At 69.7% G+C, this 21,457-nt stretch carries 16 protein-coding genes and 1 pseudogene; 1 reads left to right on the top strand and 16 read right to left on the bottom strand.

The genetic code is table 11. The features are described 5' to 3' along the window. Positions 1-19 precede the first annotated feature (19 nt). The 15 genes from ACRDPS_RS03700 to ACRDPS_RS03630 form a co-directional block, all read right to left on the bottom strand. Positions 20-2,251 (bottom strand): transglycosylase domain-containing protein, encoded by a 2,232-nt coding sequence (locus ACRDPS_RS03700; protein WP_431500271.1) that lies wholly within the window; start codon positions 2,249-2,251, stop codon positions 20-22. Positions 2,252-2,349: 98 nt separating this feature from the next. Then, the gene (locus ACRDPS_RS03695; protein ID WP_431500270.1) at positions 2,350-3,243 is read right to left on the bottom strand and encodes an Abi-alpha family protein; all 894 of its coding nucleotides are present in this window, start codon (positions 3,241-3,243) and stop codon (positions 2,350-2,352) included. After that, positions 3,240-4,562: a hypothetical protein gene (locus ACRDPS_RS03690; RefSeq protein ID WP_431500269.1), complete on the bottom strand. Its 1,323-nt coding sequence runs from the start codon at positions 4,560-4,562 to the stop codon at positions 3,240-3,242. The genes ACRDPS_RS03695 and ACRDPS_RS03690 overlap by 4 nt, the downstream gene beginning before the upstream one ends. 81 nt (positions 4,563-4,643) lie before the next feature. Then, a complete protein-coding gene (locus tag ACRDPS_RS03685) occupies positions 4,644-5,666 on the bottom strand; it encodes an Abi-alpha family protein (protein WP_431500268.1) in 1,023 nt (340 codons plus the stop codon). Then, positions 5,663-6,976 carry a hypothetical protein gene (locus ACRDPS_RS03680; protein WP_431500267.1) on the bottom strand — a complete coding sequence of 438 codons (1,314 nt, stop codon included), beginning with the start codon at positions 6,974-6,976 and terminating at the stop codon, positions 5,663-5,665. Before ACRDPS_RS03680 ends, ACRDPS_RS03685 begins: the two co-directional genes overlap by 4 nt. 301 nt (positions 6,977-7,277) lie before the next feature. Beyond that, positions 7,278-7,754: a heat shock protein transcriptional repressor HspR gene (locus ACRDPS_RS03675; RefSeq protein ID WP_431500266.1), complete on the bottom strand. Its 477-nt coding sequence runs from the start codon at positions 7,752-7,754 to the stop codon at positions 7,278-7,280. 6 nt (positions 7,755-7,760) lie between these two features. After that, positions 7,761-8,960 carry a DnaJ C-terminal domain-containing protein gene (locus ACRDPS_RS03670; protein ID WP_431500265.1) on the bottom strand — a complete coding sequence of 400 codons (1,200 nt, stop codon included), beginning with the start codon at positions 8,958-8,960 and terminating at the stop codon, positions 7,761-7,763. Positions 8,961-9,037: 77 nt separating this feature from the next. Then, positions 9,038-9,802 (bottom strand): nucleotide exchange factor GrpE, encoded by a 765-nt coding sequence (gene grpE / locus ACRDPS_RS03665; RefSeq protein ID WP_431500264.1) that lies wholly within the window; start codon positions 9,800-9,802, stop codon positions 9,038-9,040. Next, positions 9,799-11,694, bottom strand: coding sequence for a molecular chaperone DnaK (dnaK, locus tag ACRDPS_RS03660; protein ID WP_431500263.1), 1,896 nt, complete (start codon positions 11,692-11,694; stop codon positions 9,799-9,801). The genes grpE and dnaK overlap by 4 nt, the downstream gene beginning before the upstream one ends. A gap of 221 nt (positions 11,695-11,915) precedes the next feature. After that, complete coding sequence (locus ACRDPS_RS03655; RefSeq protein ID WP_431500262.1) at positions 11,916-12,767, bottom strand: aldo/keto reductase; 852 nt, start codon at positions 12,765-12,767, stop codon at positions 11,916-11,918. Positions 12,768-12,851: 84 nt separating this feature from the next. Beyond that, entirely contained in the window at positions 12,852-13,469 is a 618-nt protein-coding gene (locus ACRDPS_RS03650; RefSeq protein ID WP_431500261.1) for a hypothetical protein, read from the bottom strand. Positions 13,470-13,599: 130 nt separating this feature from the next. After that, entirely contained in the window at positions 13,600-16,539 is a 2,940-nt protein-coding gene (locus ACRDPS_RS03645; RefSeq protein WP_431500260.1) for a helix-turn-helix transcriptional regulator, read from the bottom strand. 59 nt (positions 16,540-16,598) lie between these two features. Further along, positions 16,599-16,739 (bottom strand): hypothetical protein, encoded by a 141-nt coding sequence (locus ACRDPS_RS03640; RefSeq protein WP_431500259.1) that lies wholly within the window; start codon positions 16,737-16,739, stop codon positions 16,599-16,601. Between the two features lie 101 nt (positions 16,740-16,840). Next, on the bottom strand, positions 16,841-19,735 hold the full coding sequence (locus ACRDPS_RS03635; RefSeq protein ID WP_431500258.1) for a helix-turn-helix transcriptional regulator: 2,895 nt from the start codon (positions 19,733-19,735) through the stop codon (positions 16,841-16,843). Between the two features lie 130 nt (positions 19,736-19,865). Next, positions 19,866-19,988 carry a hypothetical protein gene (locus tag ACRDPS_RS03630; RefSeq protein ID WP_431500257.1) on the bottom strand — a complete coding sequence of 41 codons (123 nt, stop codon included), beginning with the start codon at positions 19,986-19,988 and terminating at the stop codon, positions 19,866-19,868. Positions 19,989-20,126: 138 nt separating this feature from the next. On the opposite strand from ACRDPS_RS03630, the gene ACRDPS_RS03625 reads away from it, so the two are divergent. After that, on the top strand, positions 20,127-20,723 hold the full coding sequence (locus tag ACRDPS_RS03625; protein ID WP_431500256.1) for a nitroreductase family protein: 597 nt from the start codon (positions 20,127-20,129) through the stop codon (positions 20,721-20,723). A gap of 203 nt (positions 20,724-20,926) precedes the next feature. Here ACRDPS_RS03625 and ACRDPS_RS03620 read toward each other — a convergent pair. After that, a pseudogene (locus ACRDPS_RS03620) lies at positions 20,927-21,457 on the bottom strand (HNH endonuclease); the annotation flags it as partial.

Genomic DNA, 21,457 nt, shown 5'->3' with positions numbered 1-21,457 from the left:
TTGATGGAGGAACCGACCCTCAGCCGCGCCACTTCGAGACGAGCAGCGTGACGGTGGCGCCCTTGAGCGCCCGGCCACCGGGCGTGGTGCCGACGACCGTGCCGGCCTTCCAGTGGGAGCGGACCCGCTTGCCGACCACCGGCTTGAACCCGGCCTTCTTCAGGCGGGCCGACGCCTTCCCCACCGAGAGTCCCTCGACCTTGGGGATCTTGACGCCCTTGCCGTTGACGACGCTGGCCCCGGGGCGTACGAAGTTCTTCCAGCCCAGCTTGTTGTCGACGGCGCGCATCGCATCGGCCCACATCGGGCCCGCGACGGTCGAGCCGGACGCCGAGGCGACGTAACCGCCGCGCAGGCGCTGCCCGTTGAGGGTGACCCAGTTGCCCTGGTAGTCGGCACCGGCGATCATCGACGCGGTCGCGAGCCGAGGCGTGTAGCCGTTGAACCACACGGCGCGGTTGCTGTTGGTCGTCCCGGTCTTGCCGGCGGACGGCACGGCCAGCGCAAGCTTCTGGCCGAACCCACCCGGCTGCACCACCCCGCGCAGGATGTCGTTCATGGCGTCGGCGGTGCCCGTACGCATCACCTGCTCGCACGACTCCGCGAACTCCTTGATCGTCTTCCCGTCCGGCCCGATGATCTCGGTCACCGGCCGCGAGTCGCAGTGCTTGCCGCGGGCGCCGAACGTGGCGTACGCCTCGGCCATCTCCAACGGGCTGACGTCGACCGGGCCGAGGGTGAAGGACGGCACCCGCTCGTGGGAGGGGTCGGTCAGGCTGACGCCCATCTTCTTCGCGAGCGTGTAGGGGGCGCAGACGCCGGTGAACCGCTCGAGCTGGACGTAGAAGGTGTTCACCGACTCCCGGGTGCCGGTGTAGAGGTTCTTGTTGCCCGAGGTGGTCGAGTTGCCGACCGGGTAGGGGTTGGGGCTGAAGTTGCCCTCGCCGGGGCAGTTGGCGAAGGACGCCTGGTTGAACGTCTTCTTGGCCGGCGAGGGGATCTCCTGCCTGAGCGGGAAGCCCTTCTCGATCGCCGCGGCGCCGACGAAGACCTTGAAGGTCGATCCGGCCTGGAAGCCGTTGGCGTCGCCGTACTCCTTCGGCACCAGGTAGTTCAGGTAGGACTCGCCCTTCTTCCGGTTCTCCCCCATCGGCCGCGACTGCGCGAGCGCCTTGACGTTGCCGGTGCCGGGCTCGACCATCGCCAGGGCGCCGACGGCGTTGTCGGTGGGCGAGACGCGGCCGCTCACCGACCGCTGCGCCGCCTTCTGGAAGCTCGAGTCCAGGGTCGTCCGGATGGTCAGACCGCCGGTCTGCAGCAGCCGCCAGCGCTCGGCCCCGGTCTCCCCCAGCGACTCGTCGGCGAGCAGCCACTGCAGCGCGTAGTCGCAGAAGAACTCCGCCGACGAGCCGAAGCAGCCGTTGCGGTTGTCCTGCACGTTGAGCCCGAGCTCGCTCTCCTTGAGCTTCTCGGCCTCGGCCCGCGGCAGGTCGTCCACCTGGATCAGCCGCTCGAGCACCAGGTTGCGCCGGGCCACGGCGGCGTCGGGATAGTCCGTCGGGTCGTAGCCGGTCGGGTTCTTCACCATCCCCGCGAGCATGGACGCCTGCGCCCATGACAGGTCGGCGGCGTCCACGTCGAAGTAGTGCTTGGCGGCTGCCTGGACGCCGTAGGCGGAGTCGCCGAAGTAGGCCGCGTTGAGATAACGCTCGAGGATCCAGTCCTTGTCGTGGTTCTCCTCGAGCCAGATCGCATAGCGGAGCTCACGGATCTTGCGGGCCGTGGACTTCTCGGTCGCGGCGGCCCGTTCGGCGTCGGTCTCGGCGCCATAGACGAGGGTCGTCTTGACCAGCTGCTGGGTGATCGAGGAGCCGCCCTGCACCGAGCCCGACTCGGAGGTCGAGTTGCGAAGCAGCGCCCGCAGCGTGCCCTTGAGGTCCATCGCGCCGTGCTCGTAGAAGCGGCTGTCCTCGATCGCGAGCAGCGCCTTCGGCATGTTGGGCGAGATCTGGTCGAGCGGCTTGTAGGACCGGTTCTGGTCGAACAGCGTGGTGATGACCTTGCCGTGCACGTCCAGGATCCGGGTCGTCTGCGACAGCTCGCCCATGTCGATGTCGAGCGGCAGGTTGTCGACCGCCTTGGCGCTGGTCTTGGCCGCGACCCCGGTCACGTGGATCAGCGGGATCGCCAGCCCGGAGGCCACCAGCCCGGTCACCGCGGCCACACCGATGAGTGCCGCGAACCGCGTCACGACGCGATGGAACGGCATGGTCAGTGGGGGTTTCCGGCGCATAGGACTACAAAGTTACCGGCGGCCAGGTCAGATGGCTCGCAGCGGGGCCGGATCGCTCAGGCCTTGGGCAGATCCGCCCCACCGGTCACCGGAGCCTGGTGCTCCGGGAACGCGGACTCGGCAGCGACCTCGTCGACCAGCGTGGTCCGCCCGAAGGCCTCACCGAACGGTGTCAGGTGCACCGAGCGACGCACGATCTTGGCGAACTTCACCGTGCGCATGGCCTCCAGCACGTCGGGCTGGGCCTCGAGCACCTGATATTCCAGCGGGTCGGACAGCGGCTCCTTGGAGAACCACACCAGCCCGAGCCGAAAGAGGTTGTTGAGATAGGCGGGAACCCGCTCCGGGTAGCGGACGCCGCTGCGGCCCGCGATCATGTTGAGCCCGGGCGAGATCATGGTGCTGCCGACGAGGCCGGACGGCCCTCCGGTCCGCACGTCGACCGATGGCTGCGGCCCCGCCTTGAGCAGGTAGAGCAGCATCCGCGCCTCGTCGGGCGCGAGCTCGTCGAGAATCCGGGCGTACGCAGGGTGTCCCTGCTCATCGGCCCAGACGTCACGCGAGCGGTCGAGCAGCTCGGACCCGCGGCGACGAAGCACGGGCAGGGAGTCCTGCGACGTCTCGGCCTCCCTGGTCCGGGCGAGCACGATGTCGCGTCCCGCCGCGTCATAGTCGGGCTCGGAGAGCTCCAGCATCGGCTTTCCGGCGGGGAGGAAGGCCCGGGCGGCGGTGCCGGCGACGATCCCCACGGCCTCGGCCGTCTCGCGCATCAGCCCGACGCGTACGTCCTGGTCGACCACGGCGCGCGCGACCCGGACGCCGCCGCGGGCGGAGGTGCGTACGCCCCAACCGGCGGTGTGCCAGGCAGCGTCGGCAGCCACCCGCGCCAGGCCGGGAACGGTGCCGGCGACGGCGGAGGCGGTCGGCATGACCTTGCCCAAGAGACTCATGTCGGAAAGATTAGAAGGTGCAGGAAGCCGCCCGCGAGTCCCATGATCGCCCCGTGGGCGTACAACATCCACTCGTCCTCCTTGATCGCCGACCTCATCATGTCCACGAAGTCGCCCGGCGGAAGCTCCTTGGTGCGCCGCGCGACCAGGTCGCGGATCTTGTCTGCCTGGTGGCGGCTGAACCCGGGATCGCGGAACGGCACCAACGTACGGTCGGCCGCCTCGCTGGCGACCGAGCTGCTGATCCGGTCGAACCGCTCCGACCCGAGCGCGATCCGTACCGCGCCGCGGTACGGCCCGGCCGCTCTGTCGACGGCGGGTGTCAGCGCGTTGACCAGCAGCATCCGGGTCGCGTCGCCGCGGGGGCCGTCGAGGAGGAAGTCGCCGATGCGCTCGAGCGTGATCACGTCGGTGGCGATGATGTCGGCGTAGACCTCCGCGGCCTGCTCCTGGCGTCGCGGGAAGAGCCCCTGCACCTTGATCCCCAGGATGCGGTGGGGCTCGGCCGGCTCGAAGATCAGCCACATGCCCAGCAGGTTGGTCACCCAGCCGACGACCACGCCGAGCACGGGGAGCAGCCACCAGAGGTGGAAGGTCTGGTCGACCAGCGCGACCGGGACGCCGAGCAGGAACCCGAAGATGAACCCGAAGGCGACCATCAGGTTGAGCTCGCGCTGCCCGAAGTCGCGGAAGATCCTCACCACGAGGGCGGGGTTCTTGCGGAAGTGGTCGATGACCATCAGCTTCGGGTCGAGGAGCTGGTCGATGTGCAGGCCGATGTCGTCGGTCACCTTGTGCACGATCGAGGGAAGCTGCGCCTGGACGCGGGTGATGATCGCGGCCTTGACGGCCTGCGGCAGGTCGCGCCAGAGCCGGGGATGCTCGCGCATCATGATCTGGTCGACCAGCTCGGGCACCTCCGGACGGAAGGTCTCCACGATGTGCGTCGCGATCTCGGACGGGCCGAGCTGCTGGTAGAAGTCGCTGGGCGTGCCAAGCTTGGCGATCGCCTTGTCGACGGCGATCGAGCCCATCTTCGCGGCTCGGGCGGGGATGATGCCCTGCCAGCCGAGCCCGCCCTGCGCGAAGCCGGGAACCTCCTGCAGCTTGTGCGGCAGGACCCTGGTGAGCTCCTTGAGCCCCGCCACCTGGAAACCCTTGAACGCGAGCGGGGAGAAGAGCATGTAGAGGCCCGACCAGTTGATCAGCCAGCCGATCACGCCGGTGAATACCGGGATCGTGATCAGCGAGAGCCAGTGGACGTGGTCGGCCCAGTTCTCGAACCAGCCGACCAGCGATTCCTGCCACTCCGGCGACATCCGTGCTCCCTTCGCCAGAGTTCCAGACCGTCGGTATGCGTACCCTACCCACAGGCGAACGCAAACACTCCGAAGCGTCTGCTATTCGGCGGAAGGGTCCGCGGTCGCACCGGGTGGGATCTCATGGCTCGGCAGCCGGTCGAGCTCCTCGACGTCGGCGAAGCAGGCCCGGGCGAAGTCCTGACCGAACGGGGTCAGATGGATCGAACGCCGCTTGATCCGGGCCCCACCGGTCGAGTGAACCGCCTCGAGCACGTCGGGTTGCGCCTCGACCACCTGGTAGCGGATCAGGTCTCTGACCGGGTCCTCGGACTGGCGCACGAGACCGAGCCTGGTCAGGTTGTTGAGGTATTGCGGCGCCAGCGACGGATACCGCACGCTCGCCTGCGAGCCGATCATGGTCAGGCCGTGGGCGATCGTCCGCGAGCCGCGTAGGGCCCCGATGACTCCGCCCTCGACCACGTCGACGGCCGGCTGCGGACCGTCCTTGAGCATGAGCACCAGGATGCGAGCCTCGTCGGGAGCCAGCTCGTTGAGGATCGCGACGAAAGCGGGATGCCGCTCGTCGTCGTCCCACACGTCGCGCGACCTGCGCAGCAGCTCCTCCCCCGTCCGGCGCAGCCGGTCCGGGCTGGCCGGCGGGGCGCCGCCGTTGACCCGGGTCGCACGGGCCTCCATCGCCGACTTCGCCGTCTCGGCGGCCGGCAGTGCGTAGCGCTCCAGCAGCCCGGTGATCGGGTTGCCGGTGGCGACCCGCTTGGCGAAACCGGTCACCTGGCGGGCGTTGGTCGCGACGTCCTCGGTCAGCCGCACCGCCTCGTCGGGGTCGACCACCGCCTTCGCGACCCGGCCCACCGAGCGGGCGTACGTCCTCAGGCCCCACCCCGCGGTGTGGGCGACCGTGACCGCGGAGATCCTGAGCAGGCCCGGGAGCGCGTCCATGGCCTCGTCGACGAGACCGCCGCTCGGGGCCGGCGTGGGCAGGTGGTGCATGCCCTCGCGACCGGCCACGAGCTCCTCGGGCGGCTCGATCGAAGGCGGCGCGCCGACGTACGTCTTGGGGTCGCGGGCACCCGGCTCGGGGTTTATGTGAAGGGCGCTCACAGCACGTTCCACCAGTCGAAGACTGCGACGTGCAGGAAACCGCCCGCCAGACCCATGATCGCCCCGTGGGCGTAGAGCAGCCACTCGTCCTCCTTGATCGCGGCTCTCATCATCTCAACGAAGGTTCTCGGAGGGAGTGCGCGACACCTGTCCGCGATCAGCCTACGGATGTTGGCCGACTGCTGCTCGCTGAAGGCCGCGTCACGCATGGGCGTGAGGGTGTAGTCGACCGCCTGCTCGGCGACCGAGGCGCGGATCGCGTCGAACCTCCGGGTCCCGACCGCGACCCGCACCGCGCCATAGGCGGGCCCGACCGCGGCGTTGACCGCCGGCTCGAGGGCCGAGGCCAGCATCTGGCGGGTCCGGTCGCCGCTCGGTCCGTTGAGCAGGTGATAGCCGATGTGATCGAGGGTGATCACGTCCTTGGCGATGTGCTTGCCGTAGACCTCCGAGGCCTGCCACTGCCGCTGCGCGAAGAGCGCCTGGATCTTGAACGGGCCGATCCTCCTGGGCTCGGCGGGCTCGAAGATGAGCAGCATGCCGAGCAGGTTGGTCGTCCACCCGACCAGGACACCGAGGATCGGCAGCAGCCACCAGATGTGGAACGCCTGGTCGACGACGGCCACCGGGATGCCGAGCAGGAACCCGAAGATCGCACCGAAGGCCACCATCATCCGCAGCTCCCGGGCGCCGAAGTCCTTGAAGATCCGCACGATGATCGAGGGGTCCTTCTCGAAGTTCTCGATCACCATCAACTTCGGGTCGAAGAGCTGGTCGATGTGCTTGCCGATCTCGACCGTCACGTCGCCGACGACGTCGGGGAGTCGTTCCTGGACCCGCTCGATCACCGTCGTACGCAGCGGGCGCGGCAGGTCGCGCCAGAACCGGGGATGCTCGCGCCACATGATCTCATCGACCAGGAACGGGATCTCGGGTCGGAAGACGTCGACGATGTGGGCCGCGATCTTGTCCGGCTCGAGCTGCTCGTAGAAGTCTCGGGCCGTGGCCATCTGCGACAGCGCCCGGTCGACCGCGATCGAACCCATCTTGGCGGCCCGCGCCGGCACGATGCCCTGCCAGCCGAGCCCGCCACGCAGGATGCCCGGGATCTCCTGGATCTTGCGCGGCAGCGAGCCCGCGAGTGTCCTCAGGCCGGGCACCGTGACGCCGTGGAAGTGGACCGGCGAGAACAGCATCCACAGCCCCGACCAGTTGATCAGCCAGCCGATCACTGCGGTGAAGACTGGGATCGACCAGAACGTGAACCAGTCGATGTCCCACCCGGAGAGCACGTCGACGACGCTAGACACGGGACCCCTCATATTTCGGTCAGTACGACTCTCCGATACTGCCCGATGCGCTTTCCGTCGTCCACGGTGACGCTCCCTGACAGGGGCTGGATCTCGACACGTGGCTCGCTTGAAATTGGAAGGACCCGGTGGGTCCGTCTCGGGTCGGCTCCACCGGGTCCGCCACGGCTGCCCCGACCATATGGGGGTTGGTCCGACACCCGCGGCTTACTCACCAGTATGCGCGGAATGCACCAACATCGGTTTTACCCCTAATCCACAACTCGCCAACAAATCTGTCAAGCGACCAGTAGGAACCGTGTTAACCGCGCTGGCGCCGCCAAACGACGATCTCCTGCGCGGGAGGTTGCTGCCGTACGGCGGGAAGCCGGCTGGGCTGGCCATGCGTCTCGGGCCCCGCCGTCAGAGCCTGGGACAGCGCCTCGCGGGTCGCGGCCAGCTCGTGCAGCAGCTCCTGGTTGCGCCGGCGCAGCGCCTCGAGATGGTCCTCGAGCGCCAGGATGCGGCGCACGCCCTCGATGCCGATGCCGGCCGCGGTCAGCTCCGCGATCGAGCGCAGCAGCTCGATGTCGTGGAAGGAGTAGCGCCGCCCACCGCCGCCGGTTCGGCCCGGGGTGATCAGGCCCATCCGCTCGTAGGTGCGCAGCGTCTGCGGGTGCAGCCCGGTCAGCTCCGCGGCGACGCTGATGACGTAGACAGCGGCGTCGGGAGCCGGGGTGCTGTATCCCCCTGGGGTCCTCGGGCCCTGCTGGCCCGCTCGTGCCTCACGATCGTTCATCACTCATCAAGACTCCTCGAGAAGAGACGTACGCAGTGGCTTGCCGGCCGTCGCGGCGCGGTAGGCCTCGACGGCGGCCTTGGCATCGGCGTCGAGCACTGCCGGGATCTGCACCTCGACGGTCGCGAGCAGGTCGCCCGTGGTGCCGTCGGAGCGTCGGAACCCCTTGCCGCGGACGCGGAACGTACGTCCGTTGGGCGTGCCCGCGGGGATCCGCAGCGTCACCGGGGAACCCGTCAGCGTCGGCAGCTTCGCCTCGGCCCCGAGCGCCAGCTCGTCGAACCCGACCGGCACGTCGATGGTGAGGTTGTCGTCCTTGCGGCCGAAGACCCGGTGTGGCGTCACGTGCACGGTGACGTAGAGGTCGCCGGACGGGCCGCCACCCTCACCGGCGCCACCCTTGCCCTTGAGCCGGATCCGCTGGCGGTCCTTGACCCCTGCGGGGATGCGCGCCTGGATGGTGCGCGCCGAGGTGCCGCGCCCGGAGCCGCGGCAGGTCGGGCAGGCCTCGTCGTAGATCAGCTGGCGGCCGGCGCAGCGCGGGCAGGTCTCGTTCATCGAGAACGCACCGCCGACGGAGTTCACCACATAGCCCGCGCCCTCGCACTCGGGGCAGACCCGCGGCTTGGTGCCGGGCTTGCCGCCGGTGCCGTTGCAGTCGGGGCAGGCAGAGTCGGAGGTGAGCCGGAGCGAGATGGTCACCCCGTCGAGCGCGTCGGTGAACCCGATCGTGGCGCTCGTCTCGACGTCGGCTCCCTTGATCGGCCTCGGCCGCGGTGTCGTACGCCGCCCACCGAAGCCGCCACCGGCCCCACCGGGGCCGCCACCGAAGAGATCGCCGAACATGTCGCCGAGCCCGCCGGCGCCGGTCTGCGCGCCGCCGCCTCCGAAGAGGTCGTCGAAGTTGTAACCACGACCGCTGCCACCACCGAAGCCGCCCGGGAACCCGCCCGATGCGCCCAGGGCGCGCGCCTCGTCGTACTTCTTGCGCTTCTCGGCATCGCCGATGACGTCGTAGGCCTCGGCGACCTTCTTGAACGTCTCGTGCTTGGCGTCGTCACCCGGGTTGGAGTCGGGGTGGTTGGCCCGCGCGAGCTTGCGATACGCCTTCTTGATGTCGTCGCTCGAGGCGTCCTTCTTGACACCCAGCTCGGCGTAGTAGTCCTTGTTGATCCAGTCCGGCCGGATCCCGTCCTTCTCTGCCACCTAGCCCCTCCTCCCTTCGTCTCGGTGGCCGATCCTGCCGAGAACACCGTCCCGGCAGGATCGACCACCCAATTTTGTCACTCCGGGTCGACGACCAGGACCTGCGCGGCCCTGACGACTCGGTCACCGATCATGTAACCGGCCTTGGCCACCAGCTTGACCGAGGTCTCCTCGACCTCGGGGTCGGTGCCCATATGGCTCAGCGCCTCGTGACGGTTGGGGTCGAAGAGGTCGCCCGGCTCGCCGAACTTCCTCAGCCCCAGGTTGGTCACGATCTTCTCGAGCTGGTCGGCCACGGCCTTGAACCCGCCTTCGACCTCGCCGTGCTCGCGAGCACGGTCGATGGTGTCGAGCACGTCCACGATCGGCGTGAGCACCTTGTAGGTCGCGTTCTGCGCGACCAGCTCGCGGTCACGATCGACCCGCCTCTTGTAGTTGACGTACTCCGCCTGAAGGCGCTGCAGGTCCGTGGTCAGCTCGGCGACGCGCTTGTCGACCTCGTCGGCAGCGAAGAGGTCGTCCTCGGCATCGGCATCCGCTTCGGCCTCGGCGTCCACCTCGGCCTCGGCAGGCTCCTCGGTGACCTCCTCGTCCGAGAGGTCCTCGACAGCGAGGTCCTCGGCATCAGCGTCGTCCTCGGAGTCTCCGACATGGACCTGCGTCGGCTCGTCCTCCGCAGACCCATCCTCGGTCCGCTCGGTCTCGGTCGGCTCGGTCCGGGTCGACTCGGTGTCGGTCGACTCGGACCCAGCCTCATCGGTCTCGGCTGGCTCGGGGGGCGGAGCCTCGGGGGCCGTCTCCTCGACGACCTCCTCCGCCCCGCCGGGGCGGCGCTTCGTCACTTCTTGTCGCCCTCTTCACCCGCGTTGTCCGCGGTGTCGGCGTCGCCGGTCTCACCCTCGACGGGCTCGTCGACGATCTCGGCGTCGACGACGTCGTCGTCGGCCTCACCGGTGGCGCCGGTGGCACCGCCGGCAGCGGACTGCTCGGCCTCGGCCGCGGCGTACATGGCCGCACCCATCTTCTGCGAGGACTCACCGAGCTTGGTGATCGAGGCCTGGATGGTGTCCTTGTCGGCCTCAGTGTCCTCGAGAACCTTCTTCAGGGCGTCCAGGTCGGCCTGCACCTCGGTCTTCACGTCGTCCGGGACCTTGTCGCCGGAGTCGGTGATGAACTTCTCGGTGGTGTAGACGAGGCTGTCGCCCTGGTTGCGGATCTCGATGGACTCGCGACGCTTGGCGTCCTCCTCGGCGTACTGCTCCGCCTCCTTGACCATGCGGTCGATGTCGTCCTTCGACAGCGCGGAGCCGCCGGAGATCGTCATGGACTGCTCGCGGCCGGAGGCCTGGTCCTTGGCGGAGACGTGCACGATGCCGTTGGCGTCGATGTCGAAGGCGACCTCGATCTTCGGCACGCCACGCGGAGCCGGCGGGAGGCCGGTGAGCTCGAAGTTGCCCAGGGGCTGGTTCTCCGACCACATCGGACGCTCACCCTGCGCGACCTTGATCTCGACCGACGGCTGGTTGTCGTCAGCGGTCGTGAAGATCTCCGAGCGCTTGGTCGGGATGGTGGTGTTGCGCTCGATCAGGGTGGTGAAGACACCGCCCTTGGTCTCGATGCCGAGGCTCAGCGGGGTGACGTCGAGGAGCAGTACGTCCTTGACCTCGCCCTTGAGCACGCCGGCCTGCAGCGCGGCACCCACGGCGACGACCTCGTCGGGGTTGACGCCCTTGTTGGGCTCCTTGCCGCCGAGCAGGCTCTTGACCAGCTCGGTCACGGCCGGCATCCGGGTCGAGCCACCGACCAGGACGACGTGGTCGATGTCCTTGAGGGCGACGCCGGCGTCCTTGAGGACCGACTCGAACGGCTTCTTGGTGCGGTCGAGCAGGTCCGTGGTGATCTTCTGGAACTCCGCCCGGGTCAGGGTCTCCTCGAAGTGGAGGGGGCCGGACTCACCGTGGGTGATGTAGGGCAGGTGGATCGAGGTGTTCTGGCTCGAGGAGAGCTCGATCTTCGCCTTCTCGGCGGCCTCCTGGAGGCGCTGGGCGGCGATCTTGTCGGCGGCCAGGTCCACACCGTTGGCGGCCTTGAACTTCTCGACCATCCACTTGACGACCGAGTTGTCCCAGTCGTCACCACCGAGGTGGTTGTCACCGGAGGTCGCCTTGACCTCGACGACACCCTCGCCGATCTCGAGCAGGGAGACGTCGAACGTACCGCCACCGAGGTCGAAGACCAGGATGGTCTGGTCGTCGCCCTTGTCGAGGCCGTAGGCCAGCGCCGCGGCGGTGGGCTCGTTGACGATGCGGGAGACGTTGAGGCCCGCGATCTCGCCGGCCTCCTTGGTCGCCTGGCGCTGCGAGTCGGAGAAGTAGGCCGGCACGGTGATGACGGCGTCGGTCACCGGCTCGCCGAGGTAGGACTCGGCGTCGCGCTTGAGCTTCTGCAGGACGAACGCGCTGATCTGCTGCGGGGTGAAGTCCTTGTCGTCGATGTTCACCTTCCAGTCGGTGCCCATGTGACGCTTCACCGACCGGATGGTGCGGTCGACGTTGGTGACGGCCTGGCGCTTGGCGACCTCGCCGACCAGAACCTCACCGGACTTGCTGAACGCGACCACGGAAGGCGTCGTACGGGCGCCCTCGGCATTCGCGATGACGGTGGCCTCGCCACCCTCCAGAACCGAGACGACCGAGTTGGTGGTCCCGAGGTCGATACCGACGGCACGTGCCATCTTTGCTACCTCCGCTTGTTGAAGCTTGTGTGTCAATGGAATCCGGGTCGGCCCCGGAAGACTCGTTCGGCGCCGCTCTGACGGCTGCCACGATGAGTCTGGCAAACAAGTTGAGCCGATTCAACTCAACTTCGTTCACTCCCAACAACGAAGATCGTACGCGGTGCATTCCAGCGCCACTTTTCCGGCCTGCTCAGCCGGCTCTGGTCAGCCGGCTCTGGTCAGAACGACGGGATCCAGTCGAAGACGTCGGGGTTGGGGCCGGCGCGACCGGCCTCACCCTTGTCGAGGGCGGCGAGGGCCGCGACGTCGTCGGCGCTCAGCTCGAAGTCGAAGATCGCCAGGTTCTCCTCGAGCCGCTCACGGCGTACGGACTTCGGGAAGACGATGTCGCCGCGCTCGAGCTGCCAGCGCAGCAGGACCTGAGCGGGAGACTTGCCGTGCGCCTCGGCCATCGCGGTGACCACCGGGTCGGCGAGCTCGCCGCCGCCCTGTCCGAGCGGCGACCACGACTCGACCTTCGCGCCGTGCGCGTAGGTCGCGGCGCGGGCGGCCTCGTTGGTGAAGTAGGGGTGGACCTCGATCTGGTTCACCGCCGGGACCACGCCGGTCGCCGCGACGATCTCGTCGAGGTGGTTCGGCTGGAAGTTGGAGACGCCGACCGAGGTGGTCAGGCCCTCCTCACGCAGGGCGACGAGCGCCTCCCACGTCTTCGCGTACGTCCCGTCGTACTGCGTCGGCAGCGGCCAGTGGATCAGGAACAGGTCGACGCGGTCGAGGCCGAGCAGCTCCAGGGACCTCTCGAGGGAGGCCTTGGCATTGGCCGGGTCGTGCTGGGAGTTGTTGAGCTTCGTGGTGACGTACACGTCCTCGCGGGCGAGCCCCGCAGTCTTGAGCGCACTGCCGACACCGGCCTCGTTCTGGTACATCTGCGCGGTGTCGACGTGGCGGTAGCCGACCTCGAGGGCCTGACTCACCACCTGCTCGGTCTCGTCCTGGGGGACCTGCCAGACGCCGATGCCGAACTGCGGGATCGACGTGCCGTCGTTGAGCTTGATCGTAGGAACCGTCATACCCACATACAACCGCGAGCACCCTGACCTATTCCACCCCCAGCGCTGTTCCACCCAGCCCAGTCCACCCGGCCCGGCCCAGACTCAGCCGATCGTCACGCTCACCTTGTTGGAGTAGGCGCCGGTGTCGATGTCCTTCATCCGGAACCTGTGCTTCCCGATGCGCCCGGTCTGGATCTTGGTGGAGAACTGCTCGCCGGTGACGCGTACGTCGGAGATGCCGAACTCCTGCCACCTGCCGTCCCGCCGGCGCTCCAGGCGCAGGGTCGCGCCCTCACCTCCGGGGTAGATCCCGGTGATGGAGATCGTCTCCATCGGCTCCGCCTGGACCGTGCCGACCTGGAGGGTGATCTTCTTCCGAGCCGGCTTCTCGGCAGCCGTCGACGCCGACGGGCTCTCCGAGGCATCCTCCGAGGCCGAGCCTCCCTGCTTCTTGGACGACGTCGTGGGCGAGGCCGTGGGAGAGGCGCGCAGGGTGATCGCGGGTCCGGTGTCGGTCTCGGTCGGCACCGGCGCCGGCACGTGGAGCGAGGCGCCCGCGTCCGGGTCGGTGGCCTTGTCGCCGGCCTCGCTCCCGCCGCCGAACCCCACGATGTTGGCACCGACGAACATCGCGATGCCCGCGATCAGGCCCACCGCCAGCGCGACCGCGACGAGCGCCGTGACACCAGCCACGATGGGATGCCGCTCCCTCTGCTTCACGTCTGCTCCTCGGTGTCGGCCGCGCCGGCCCGGACCGGCGCGTAGCGAAGGTGACACCTCACCCACACATTCCCATCATGCGGGTCGGAGCGGCATGCGCGCCAACGGTTCGGAAATGTTGACCCAAAGCTCAGCTGATCAGCTGAAGGCGCCGCGCGATGGCCGCTGCCTCCGTACGACTCCCCGCGCCCAGCTTGCCGAGGATGTTCGAGACGTGCACGGAGACCGTCTTGGTGGAGATGAACAGCTGCTTGCCGATCTCACCGTTGCTGCGCCCGGCGGCCACCAGCGTCAGGATCTCGCTCTCCCTTGGAGTCAGCGCGGTCGATGTCGCCTGCTGCGGCTTGACCGGCGTCGCGCCGAGCGACCTCAGCTCGTCGAGCAGCGGCTGCAGCCCGAGCCGCTTCGCGGTCTCCCTGGCCTTCTCCGCGGTCACCCGCGACCCGGCGACGTCTCCGATGGCGCGCTGGATGACTGCATACGTCGTCCGCACCGCAGCCAGCCCGGGAACATCTCCGTACGCCTCGACCTGCTGCTCCGCCCGCGCCCAGGCCGCCAGCAGCGACTCCTGGGTCGGGGCGTCGACACCGGCCAGCCAGTGCACGCGGAGCACCTCGGCCTCCAGGCGTGCCGTCCAGGCCTGACCCTCGGGGCCCCACTCGCTGGGCTCGTACTGCGCCACCACCTGCTCGCCGTCGTTGTGCAGCCTGTCGACGGCCTCGACCAACGAGGGCCACTGCGCGGCCGGCACCGAGGGCAGCATCCGCGCGATCCCGGAGGCCGCCATCACGGCCAGCCGCACCCGGCCACCGAACCACTCGGTCCAGAACTGCGAGAGCGTCTCGACGGTGTCGGCGTAGACCTGGAGCACACCCGCGTGGTCGCCCGCGCGGCCCGCGGCGACCATCTCCACGGTGGCCCCGAAGAGCGCGATCAGACCCTCCTGGGTCCAGAACGGACGCAGCGCCGCGGCGGCCTCGCCGACCGACGCACCCCGGGCCTGCTCCATCATCATCCGGAGAGCGTCTAGGAGCGCGACCGGGACCGGCGGCGCGTCGGGCAGGTTGCCGCCGGTCAGCGCGAGCGCCTCGTCCCACTCCCCCAGGACCATCTGGATCCGGACGATGTCGGCACGCGCCGCCGCGACGTACATGGACCACTGCAGCGACTCCCCGCCGGCGTCATCGGTCACCGTCCGGAACCACTTCAGTGCCTCCGCGTGGTCGCCGGCCTCGTCATAGGAGCGGCCGAGCGTGAACAGCCCCCGGCTGACGGCGTACGTCGACCCGACCCGTCGGGCCTGGTCGATCGTCTCGCGCAGCACCTGGCGGAAGCCCTCGACCTTGTGGTCGCCGCTGCGGCCGGTGCGGACCTTGAGCATCGACAGGCTGGTGGCCATGTCGGAGGCCAGCTTGGAGAGGCTGTGCCGCTCGGCGATCTCGATGCCCTCCAGCCCGACCGCCTCGGCCTCCTCGCTGCGGCGGTACATGACCAAGGTGCGCGTGCGCACGGCGAGGACGGCGCAGCGAGCCTTGGGCTCGGCGTCGGCGGGGAGCGCGGCCATGGCGTCGCTCGAGTAGGTGAGCGGGTCGCCGTTCTCCATGGCGAGGGCCGCCTCGGCCCTGGTGGCCAGCAGCAGCGCCCGTCCCACCGACGGCGCTGCCGGGATCGCATCGAGCCGTTCGGCCAAGACCGCGTCTGCGCGCGAGGAGAGCCCGGCGAGGATGAGGGTGTCGGCGGCGCGCTCGTAGACGCGGTCCAGGTTGACCGCGGCCGCCTGCGCGATCTTCGGGTCAGCTGCCAGGCCGAGCGCCTTCTCGTAGTGCTGCGCCGCCTCACCCACACCGCTGACGTTCCTGGCCTCCTCGGCCGCGGCGATGCGGGCCCGGAGCGCGGTGGCGAGGTCGCCGGCGCGCTTGGCGTGCAGCGCCAGCTCGGCGGCCGCCCCCAGCCCGGGGGTCTCCTTCAGCACCTCGGCGAACCGGGCGTGCAGGCGCACCCGCTCGCCGGGCAGCAGGTCGTCGTAGACCGCCTCGGCCAGCAGCGCGTGGCGGAACGTGTAGCGGGAGCCGGTCGGCTCGAGCACCTTCTGCTCCACCGCGGTACGCAGCGCGTCGTCGAGCTCGTCGGTCTTCATCTCGGTCACCGCGGCGAGCAGCTCGTGGGTGACCCGGCGCCCGGCGATGCTCGCCGTCCGGACCACGCTGCGAGCCGCCCCGTCGAGCCGGTCCAGGCGCACCAGGAGCAGGTCGGCGAGGTCGACCGGGAGGTCCTCGTCGCAGCCGGCCTGCACCAGCTCCTCGACGAAGAAGGCGTTGCCCTCGGCGCGGCGTACGACTCGTTCGGCGTCGACCTTCCCGCTGCCCAGCTCGTGGACCAGCAGTCGCACGGAGTCGTCGGTGAGCGGGTCGAGCACGATCCGCTCGACGTCGGGCAGCCGCCCCCATTCACCGACCTGACGGCGCAGCGGGTGGCGGCGGTGGATGTCGTCGGCACGGTAGGACGCGACCATCGCGACCGGGCCGTCGTAGGGCCGCGTGAAGAGGTAGGTCAGCAGGTCGCGGGTGGACTGGTCGGCCCAGTGGGTGTCCTCGACCACGACCAGCAGCGGCGCCTTCTCGGCAGCCGCCTCGAAGAGGGTGTGGACCGCGTCGAAGAGCTGGCCCCGGTCGGTGCCGGCGGCGGCGCCCTGGGTGGCACCGAGCACACGGCGTACGGGCCTCAGCCTGGCCAGCGCCGGATAGTCGGCCGCCACCCGCTCGACCACGTCGGGCAGGTCGGTGACGATCCGGTCGAGGATCTCCGAGAAGGGCATGTACGCCACGGCGCTCTCGCCGAAGTCGACGCAGTGCCCCGCGTGCACCTGCCAGCCGTCGCTCACCGCACGGTCGCGCAGCGCGGTCAGCAGGCGGGTCTTGCCGACACCGGCATCACCCGCGAGGAGGACGTGCTGTCGTGCCCCGCTGCCCGAGCCCGTCGAGACGTCGTCAGCGGTCGTGACCCCGAGGAGCCCGGTGAGACTCTGCAGCTCGGGGTCGCGACCGACGAAGGACCGAGCACTTTGCGCCATGTCCCCTATCATCGCGCGTTCCGGCTCGGGATTCTTGTGCATTAACCGGGTCCGCGGACTCAGTTGTGGATCGAGTCCATCCGGCGGGGGCGGCGGCGCTTGACCTGACGCGCGAGGCGGTCGGCGGCGGTGGCACTGCGGATGGCCTGCTGGCGGTACTTCAGCTCGGCGTCGAAGCTGATCTGGTTGGTGTAAGTCATGCATCCAGCCTCGGTCTCTGAGGTAGTCCCACGCATGAGGCTCCTGCCTTAGGCGTACGTCAGGGGTGCCTCATTCGACCGTGATCTGCGTCTCATGGGCCTCATTCCACGAGACCGCGCCGCCGTCCGATCGCCGCCGCCTCGGTGCGGCCGGAGGCACCGAGCTTGGCCAGGATGTTGGAGACGTGGACCGAGACGGTCTTGGTGGAGATGAACAGCTGCTGGCCGATCTCGCCGTTGCTCCGTCCCGCGGCGACCAGGGCGAGGATCTCGCTCTCGCGGGCGGTGAGCCGGCCCGAGGGACCGGTCGTCGACCGGTGCGGCGCGGTGCCGAGCGTACGCAGGTGCTCGAGCAGCGGCTGGGCACCGAGCTGATTCGCCGTCTCCCGGGCCAGGTCGGCCAGCTCGCGCGCGCCGGCGGCGTCGCCGCCCGCTCGGAGGATCTCGGCGAGGCGTACCCGTGACCAGGCGAGCTCGTGGACGTGCGGGTAGGCCTGGAAGGCGGCCACGCTCTCCCGCCAGGCTCCGACGAGCTCGTCCTGCGCGGGCGGATCGATGCCGGCCAGCCAGTGGGCACGCAGCCCCTCGGCCCGCAGCCGCGCCGTCCACGCCTGCCCCTCCGGGCCCCACGGCCGCTTCGACTCGAGGGGCCGCATGCCCTCAGCGACGATGCGGTCCACCAGCGTCACCACCCGCTGCCGGCCGCCGACGGGAAGCGCCGGGATCGCCGAGCCGATCGCGCCGACGGCGACGGCCGCGAGCCGCGCATTGCCTCCGAACCACTCTCCCCAGGTGCGCTCGAGGGCCTCGACACCCGCGTCGTACGCCTCGACGACCGCATCGATGTCACCGCGCGCGCCAGCGGCCTTGATCTCCACCGGGACGGACTCGCCGGCCGTGGCGACCTCCTGCTTCCACGACGGCCGCAGCCGCCGGGCCCGCTCGCCGCAGTCGGCGCCGCGGTCCTGCTCGATCATCAGCCGTGTCGACTCCAGCCACGGCCAGAGCACCGCCGGGATCCCGTACGCCTCGGTGAGCGCGAGCGCCTCGTCCCACCTGCCCCTGGCGTAGAGGTGGCCGATCCAGGCGATCCGGGCGTCGAAGGCGTACGGCGCCCAGGGGACGCCGCGCGCGACGCTGAGCTCGAAGGCGCCACGGAAGCTCTCGGCCGCCTCGTCGAGACGGTTGGCGGCGTCGAGGGCGTAGGCGAGCTGGATCCGGGCACGCAGCTCGGGGTGCAGCGCACCGACCTCGGCCGTCCGCGCCACCGCCGCACGCAGCGGCTCGATGAAGGGCTTCGAGGGGCGCCCCCACGCACCGGCCAGCGTCGTCGCCACGTCCGAGGCCAGGCCGGTCCGGCCGAGCTCCTCGGTCAGCGCCAGGGCCTCCCGCCCGGCCCGCTCGGCGTCGTCGTGACGGCGATAGATCATCTGCGTTCGCGCGTACGCAGCGAGCAGCCGGGCACGCACGATCGGCGGAGCGTCCTCGGGCAGCTCGGCCATCGCCGCCTCCGCGAGATCGCCCACCTGCACGTCGTTGACGTAGGCGAAGCTGGTCTCGATCTCGACCGTCATCAGCTGCGCGCGCCAGAGCCCGGGCGCATCCGAAGGGAGCGACTCGCGCTGCTCACGGGCCAGCTTCCCGGCACGGTCGGCATGACCGGCGGCGACCATCGCGTCGCTGGCCTTGACCACCAGGTCGACGAGGCGCTGCGTGTCCTCCCCACCGGAGTGACCTGTGCGGCCGGCGAGGAGGGCGATCGCCTGCTGATAGTGCTGGGAGGCCTCGTCGGGACCACCGGTGGCCGCGGCCTCGTCACCGGCCGCGATCCCGGCGCGCAGCGCCGTCTCGTGGTCGCCGGCGAGCCGGGCGTGCCGGGCGAGACCGGCGGCGTTGCCGGTCGCCAGGTCGCCGCTCAGCACCTCGACGTACCTCTGATGGAGCCTGACCCGCTCTCCCGGGAGCAGGTCGTCGTAGACCGCTTCGCCGAGCAGCGCGTGCCGGAAGAGGTAGTAGCCGTCCTCGCGCGGCACCAGGATCGCCCGCTCGATCGCCTGCCTCAGCCCGGCGTCCAGGGTGGCGCGGTCCAGGCCCGCGACGGCCTCGAGGAGCTCGTCGCTGACGTCGCGCCCGGCGGCGCTGGCGGTGTCGACCACCTCGCGCGCGGTCGCGTCGAGCTGCTCGAGCCTGATCAGGAGCAGGTCGGCGAGGTCCCAGGGCAGCTCGTCGGTGCCTGCGGCCTGCACCAGCTCCTCGACGAAGAAGGCGTTGCCGTCGGCTCGGCTGACGATGCTCTCGACGTCGATCCCCGTGCCCAGCTCACCGACCAGGACACGTACGTCATCGTCCGAGAGCCGTCCGAGATGGACCCGCTCGACCGACGGCAGCCGGGTCCACTCGGCGAGCTGGCGCCGCAGCGGGTGGCGGCGGTGCAGGTCGTCAGCACGGTAGGAGGCCACGATCGTGACCGGCCCGGTGAACGGCCGGGTGAAGAGGAAGGTGAGCAGGTCGCGGGTGGACTGGTCGGCCCAGTGGGTGTCCTCCACCACGACCAGCACCGGCGCCTTCTCGGCGGCATGCTCCAGGAGCGCGTGGATCGCAGCGAAGAGGTTGCCCCGGTCGAGTGCCTCCTGGTCGGCGGTGTCAGCCCCGCCGAGCGCCCGCGCCACCGGTGCCATCCGCAGGAGCGCCGGATGTACGTCGGCGACCTGCGCCACCACGTCCGGCAGCGCGGTCGTGACGAGGTCGAGGATCTCGGTGAAGGGCAGGTACGCCTCGGCACTGTCTCCGAAGTCGAGGCAGTGCCCGACCAGCACCTCTCGCCCGTCGGCGGCGGCTCTGGTGCGGAGCTCACGCAGGATCCGGGTCTTCCCGACACCGGCATCGCCCGCGAGCAGCACGTGCCTGCCCTCGGCCGCCCGAGCGATGCCGACCAGCCCGGTCAGCGTCTCCAGGTCGGTGTCTCGGCCGACCAGCCTCTCGGCACTTTGCGCCATAGGCGCCATCATCGCGCCTCCCACCACATCCGCGGCGGCAATTTCGGGCCCCGGACATGAAGCAACGCCGAGCCGGATCTCTCCCGCTCGGCGTTGGCCCAACTCCGGACCGCCGGTCCGCGCCCCCATCTCAGCGGGTGCGGTTGCGTCGTACCTGACGGGCCTGGTCGGCCCGCCGGCGCTTGGCCATGTCCTGCTGGATCTGCTGGCGGCGGTACTTGACCTCTGCTTCGTAACCCACGCTGGTATACATCTCGATCTCCTGTGTTGGTGTCGGTGTCGTGCTGACATCCAGAACACTCCTCCGCTGAGGTAGGCGGCGGGATCGGTCTCGCGCCCTACTTTCCGACCTGAGGCAGGGCCCGTCCGCCTTAGACGAGAGACTCTGCCTATGGAGTTCTCCGAGGTCGTACGCCGCCGCAAGATGGTCCGCAGCTACACCGGCGATCCTGTGGACCCTGCCGTGCTCGACAAGATCCTGCACAACGCCACCCGGGCGCCGTCGGCAGGCTTCTCCCAGGGCTGGGGCTTCCTCGTCCTCGACACCCCCGATGACGTACGCCGCTACTGGTCGGCGACCGCCGAGGTCGATAGCCCCGACGAGTGGCTCACCGGCATGATGCAGGCTCCGGTGATCGTCATCCCGTGCTCCTCGAAGGCTGCCTATCTGGACCGCTACGCGGAGAAGGACAAGGGCTGGGAAGATCGCGACGAGGCCCGCTGGCCCATGCCCTTCTGGCACATGGACACCGCGATGGCGACCATGCTGATCCTGCAGACCGTCGTCGACGAAGGCCTCGGCGCCCTCTACTTCGGAATCCCGCCCGAGTCCGAAACCGCCGTACGCGACGCCTTCACAATCCCCGACACCTTCGACCCCATCGGCGCCGTCACCATCGGCCACCCCGCCCCCGGCGGCGCCAAAGGCTCGCCCACCCGCCGCAAGCGCGCGCCGCTCGAAGACGTCATCCACCGCGGACACTGGTGACCTCTCTCGTGTCCCTGATCAGGCCGCGGGGCGTAGTCGAGGAGTACGTCGCGCAGCCTGAGCTCTGCTCGGGACAAGGGTGGTGACGATTGTGCCCAGGTGTCGGGTGGTGGGCTGGTGTAGGTGTGCCCGGTGGGTGTGATCGTGACGATGCTGCCGTCGGGACCGGGCCTGGCCTGCCAGCCGATCGCCTCCTTGGCCTGATTACATCGCTCGCACAAACCCTGCAGATTCTGCGCGGTGGTCTTGCCGCCGTCGGCGTGACGTTCGACGTGGTCGATGTTGCGGATCGGGGCATCACACCCGACGGTGCGGCAGATCCCACCGTCTCGGGTCGCGATGAACTCCGCCAGCCCGTCTGGTGCTTTGCGGGAGCGGGACTCCATCGCAACGAGCCGACCGACCGGGTCGGTGAACAACCGCCGGACGAAGACATCAGCATCGGCGAGTGCCTCACGCGCCCAGGTCGCGGGGACGGGTCCATAGCCCTCCACGAAGGCGGGCTGGTCGCTGTCGTTGGTGAGGGCGTCGGCGCTCATCACGACCTTGACCTCGATCCGAGGCCTCGCGTCGGCGGCTTCGCGTCCGGTGACCCGGTTGACGAGGGTGTCGGCCATGACCTGGCCCCGGGTCCGCCCATCCCCAGCAGCAGCGGCGGCCTTCGCGGCCTGGTCCAGGGCGGCGTAGACCGCGACCCCGTCCTTGACCGGCAGCAACCCACCGAGCCAGGTCAT

Source organism: Nocardioides sp., assembly GCF_050699375.1.
In the GTDB taxonomy this organism is placed as follows: Bacteria; Actinomycetota; Actinomycetes; order Propionibacteriales; family Nocardioidaceae; genus Nocardioides.
Note: the sequence above shows the minus strand (reverse complement) of the source record. Positions and strands in the feature narration are given on the sequence as shown.

Excerpts from the sequence above, each read along its gene's own strand:
- ACRDPS_RS03625 (WP_431500256.1), top strand. The coding sequence starts at position 20,127 with ATGGAGTTCTCCGAGGTCGTACGCCGCCGCAAGATGGTCCGCAGCTAC.
- ACRDPS_RS03640 (WP_431500259.1), bottom strand. The coding sequence starts at position 16,739 with ATGACTTACACCAACCAGATCAGCTTCGACGCCGAGCTGAAGTACCGC.
- ACRDPS_RS03655 (WP_431500262.1), bottom strand. The coding sequence starts at position 12,767 with ATGACGGTTCCTACGATCAAGCTCAACGACGGCACGTCGATCCCGCAG.
- ACRDPS_RS03630 (WP_431500257.1), bottom strand. The coding sequence starts at position 19,988 with ATGTATACCAGCGTGGGTTACGAAGCAGAGGTCAAGTACCGCCGCCAG.
- ACRDPS_RS03645 (WP_431500260.1), bottom strand. The coding sequence starts at position 16,539 with ATGGCGCAAAGTGCTCGGTCCTTCGTCGGTCGCGACCCCGAGCTGCAG.
- ACRDPS_RS03695 (WP_431500270.1), bottom strand. The coding sequence starts at position 3,243 with ATGAGTCTCTTGGGCAAGGTCATGCCGACCGCCTCCGCCGTCGCCGGC.
- ACRDPS_RS03690 (WP_431500269.1), bottom strand. The coding sequence starts at position 4,562 with ATGTCGCCGGAGTGGCAGGAATCGCTGGTCGGCTGGTTCGAGAACTGG.
- dnaK (WP_431500263.1), bottom strand. The coding sequence starts at position 11,694 with ATGGCACGTGCCGTCGGTATCGACCTCGGGACCACCAACTCGGTCGTC.
- ACRDPS_RS03675 (WP_431500266.1), bottom strand. The coding sequence starts at position 7,754 with ATGAACGATCGTGAGGCACGAGCGGGCCAGCAGGGCCCGAGGACCCCA.
- ACRDPS_RS03635 (WP_431500258.1), bottom strand. The coding sequence starts at position 19,735 with ATGGCGCAAAGTGCCGAGAGGCTGGTCGGCCGAGACACCGACCTGGAG.